Annotated in this window: 3 protein-coding genes; 1 reads left to right on the top strand and 2 read right to left on the bottom strand. The window is 69.6% G+C overall.

Going from position 1 to position 2,547, the window contains the following annotated elements; translation table 11 throughout:
• The coding region (locus BLW43_RS22525) for a zinc-binding dehydrogenase (RefSeq protein ID WP_093257163.1) at window positions 1–810 on the top strand (810 nt) is incomplete at its 5' end.
• Window positions 811–850: 40 nt separating this feature from the next.
• On the opposite strand, the gene BLW43_RS22520 is transcribed toward BLW43_RS22525, so the two are convergent.
• Together BLW43_RS22520 and BLW43_RS22515 are read right to left on the bottom strand one after the other, a co-directional pair.
• Entirely contained in the window at window positions 851–1,285 is a 435-nt protein-coding gene (locus BLW43_RS22520; RefSeq protein WP_217632295.1) for a VOC family protein, read from the bottom strand.
• Between the two features lie 104 nt (window positions 1,286–1,389).
• Complete coding sequence (locus tag BLW43_RS22515) at window positions 1,390–2,487, bottom strand: CobW family GTP-binding protein (protein ID WP_093257161.1); 1,098 nt, start codon at window positions 2,485–2,487, stop codon at window positions 1,390–1,392.
• Window positions 2,488–2,547: the final 60 nt, after the last annotated feature.

Below are 2,547 nucleotides of genomic sequence, written 5' to 3'. Positions count from 1 at the left end.
CCCGACGGCACGTCGCGCTTCAGCCACAAGGGCAAGCCGATCCTGCACTACATGGGCGCCAGCACCTTCAGCGAATACACGGTGCTGCCGGAGATCTCGGTGGCGAAGATCAACCCCGAGGCGCCGCTCTCCAAGGCCTCGGTGATGGGCTGCGCGGTGCCGACCGGCATGGGCGCAGTGCGCAACACCGCCAAGGTCGAAGCCGGCGCGACGGTGGCGGTCTTCGGCCTCGGCGCGGTCGGCATGGCGGTGATCCAGGGCGCGGTGATGAACGGCGCATCGCGCATCATCGGCATCGACACCAACCCGGCGAAGTTCCCGCTGGCGATGGCGCTCGGCGCCACGGAATGCGTGAACCCCAAGGACCACGCGCAGCCGATCCAGGAGGTGCTGGTCGAGATGACCGGCGGCGGCCTCGACTACACCTTCGAGGCGATCGGCAACGTCCACGTCATGCGCGCCGCGCTCGAGGCCTGCCACAAGGGCTGGGGCGAGTGCACCGTGATCGGCGTCGCGGGCGCGGGACAGGAGATCTCGACCCGGCCCTTCCAGCTGGTGACGGGGCGCGTCTGGCGCGGCACGGCCTTCGGCGGCGTGAAGGGGCGCAGCCAGTTGCCGGGCATGGTGGACGAATGGCTGCGGGGCGACTTCAGCGTCGATCCCTACATCACCCACCACATGACCCACGGCCAGATCAACACCGCCTTCGACCTGCTGAAGGCCGGCCATTCGATCCGCTCCGTCATCCACTTCCGCCCCGACGAGACCATGACGGTGAACTCGCTGCCGGGCGTGATCGTCCCGGCATGACGAAGGCGGGCGGGGCGCAACGGCGCTCCGCCCGACAGGCTCAGTAGAGGCGGAAGAAGTTCAGCTTGTTGCCGTCGAGGTCGCGGAAATAGGCGGCGTAGAACTTCAGCGGCCCGCGCTCGCGCGCGCCCGGCGCGCCGCCGTCGGCTGCGCCCAGCGATACGGCCTTCGCGTGCCAGCGGTCGATGCTGGCGTCGTCTGGGGCCGCCAGCGCGATCATGGCGCCGTTGCCGACCGTCGCCGGGTTCTTGTCGGCGGGCTCGGTGACGGCGAACAGCGGCCCGCCGTCGGGACCGGCGTAAAGGACGGCGTCGCCGAGATCGACGGCGCGCTTGCCGCCCATCTCGCCGATCAGCGCGTCGTAGAAGGCGGTCGCCTTGGCAAGGTCGTTGGTTCCGATCATCGTGAAGGCGATCAAGTTCTGTTTCTCCTTCGCTGGTTTTCCGCCCAGAAGGCGCTGGATGAAGCCGATCATGCTGAGCGTTTCCCTCGATTTGTCCCGACGCGGCGCGCGTCAGAGTGCAATGATATAACAATCAACTCATGTGGCGTCTCGCGCTGCGCGCAGCACGCGGCGCTTCAAGGCGCCGCGCCCGCGAGCGCGCCCCCCGCGCCGGCCCAGGCGCGCAGGAAATCCTCGACCGGCGCCCGGCCGACGCCTTGGGTGATGAAGACGAGCCGGGTGCGGCGGTCGTCGTCGGGCCAGGCGTCGAGGATCATCGGGTCATGAAAGACATGCTGCACGCCGTGGATGACCACGGGGCGCTCGGGCTTCTCGGCGAGGCAGACGATGCCCTTCACGCGCAGCAGCGCCGGGCCCTGATTGGCGATCAAGAGCTCCAGCGCCGTCGTGAAGGCCATGGTCGGCACGGGCGCGTCCAGCGTGACGCAGAACGCCCGGATGTCGGGGCCGTGGCGGGACACGTCGTGATGATGGTGGTGATGGTGGTGATGGTGGTGGTCGTGCGCGTGGTCATGCGCGCCGTCCGCCAGCGCCTCGGCGTTCAGCCACGCCCGCACGTCCATGCGCTTCGCCGCGGGGTCGAACGCCGTCATGTCGAACAGCCGCCGCAGGTCGAAGCCGGGATCGGCGCGGTCGATCACCGCGGCGCCCGGCGCCAGCCCTTGCGCCCGCGCCGCCAGCGTCGCCACGTCGCGCCGGGAGGCCGGGTCGCGCGCAAGATCGGTCTTGGTCAGCACGATCCGGTCCGCGACGGCCACCTGCCGCACGGCCTCGGCATGGCGGTCGAGCGTCGCGTCGCCGTTCACCGCGTCGAGCGCCGTCACGACACCCGCCAGCGCGAAGCGCCGCACGAGCCTGGGGTCGGCGATCAGCGTCTGGATCGGCGGGGCGGGATCGGCGAGACCCGTCGTCTCGATCACCAGCCGCGCGAAGCCGCCGTTGCGCCCCTCCGCCATGTCGGCGTGGAGGCGCAGCAGCGTCGCGCTGATGTCGCCTCGCACCGTGCAGCATAGGCAGCCGGTCGTGGTCTCCACGATCTGCTCGGGCGCGTGCGCGATCAGCGCTCCGTCGAGCCCGACCTCGCCGAACTCGTTCACCACCACTGCGGTGTCGCTGAAACGCGGGTCGCGCAGGATCGCGCTCAGCAGCGTCGACTTGCCGGCGCCGAGGAAGCCGGTCAGCAGCGTGACGGGGATGCGGTCGAGGTCGGCCACGGCGTGTCCTTTCCTTTTCACGCGTTATGTAATCATATAACATCACGAACAAGGACGATG

This window comes from Rubrimonas cliftonensis (assembly GCF_900107585.1).
GTDB lineage: Bacteria > Pseudomonadota > Alphaproteobacteria > Rhodobacterales > Rhodobacteraceae > Rubrimonas > Rubrimonas cliftonensis.
Note: the sequence above shows the minus strand (reverse complement) of the source record. Positions and strands in the feature narration are given on the sequence as shown.